The 957-nt window shown below is 41.5% G+C and carries 2 protein-coding genes; one reads left to right on the top strand and one right to left on the bottom strand.

Annotation, left to right across the window (positions count from 1 at the left end; translation table 11 throughout):
- Nucleotides 1-148: SDR family NAD(P)-dependent oxidoreductase (locus AB5Z01_RS13800; RefSeq protein WP_368365631.1), on the bottom strand; the 148-nt coding region annotated here is incomplete at its 3' end.
- 232 nt (nucleotides 149-380) lie between these two features.
- Between AB5Z01_RS13800 and AB5Z01_RS13795 the strand changes: the two genes are divergently transcribed.
- A partial coding sequence (locus AB5Z01_RS13795) for a rhodanese-like domain-containing protein (RefSeq protein WP_368365630.1) occupies nucleotides 381-957 on the top strand: 577 nt, incomplete at its 3' end.

Raw genomic sequence — 957 nt, 5'->3', positions numbered from 1 at the left:
CACCGAGCTCTTTTAATTTTTCTTCACGGCGTCCGACCATTACGACATTCATACCTTCTTTGGCAAGCCTTTCACAAAATGCTTTTCCGACACCTTCAGTAGCGCCTAAAATAATTCCCCATTCTCCATATTTTTCTCTCAATGTCATGTTGATTCTCCTCTCATATATGATATTTTAAATGTACGGTGGAAAAATAAAAATCCACAACTATACTGATATTATAGCACAGATATAAGTGAAACAGTATTAAGCTTCTGATAATACAGAAAAGGATTATACAAAACTGCTACTTGTCAACTGTTTAGAATACCCGTATAATAAAAAAGGTTATTAAACTTATTTCTATGGTAGGAATATAGAAAGGATACATTTGAAAAAGATGGAAGAGTGGGATATACAATATAAAGAGCTCTTATCCATGCCGGAGCAGTCTTATCGCCTGATCGATATTCGGGATGAAGCTTCCATGTCATACGGAATGATTCCGGGGGCAGAGTGGCTTCCGACAGAAACAATCGAGCAGAATCTGGATGCGGCGGATAAGGAAAAGAAGCTGGTGCTTTACTGTACGCGAGGGGCATTAAGTGAAGAATGTGCAGAAGTGCTCCGGGAGAAAGGATATGATGCAGTCAGTCTGGAAGGCGGATATACGAGGTGGTTGTTAGAGCGGATGGAAGCTGAGCAGAAGAAGGAAGAGGAAGAATCAGGTGAAGAACTTTTGCGGGCAGAAGAGATTGAGAAAAGTATCCGCAAAAAATTTCACAAAAGACTGTTCTCGCGATTTGCCAAGGCAGTTCGGGAATATGAGCTGGTGCAGGAGGGGGACAGGATTGCAGTCTGTATTTCCGGTGGAAAAGATTCGATGCTGATGGCAAAGCTGTTTCAGGAATTAAAAAAGCACAACAAGTTTCCGTTTGAGGTGGAATATCTGGTGATGGATCCGGGATACAGTGAAC

The organism is Ruminococcus sp. RTP21359st1_H3_RTP21359_211015, from assembly GCF_040909065.1.
GTDB classification, from domain to species: Bacteria; Bacillota; Clostridia; order Oscillospirales; family Ruminococcaceae; genus Hominimerdicola; species Hominimerdicola aceti.
The sequence above is the reverse complement of the archived record's forward strand: the minus strand, read 5'-3'. Positions and strand labels throughout refer to the sequence as shown.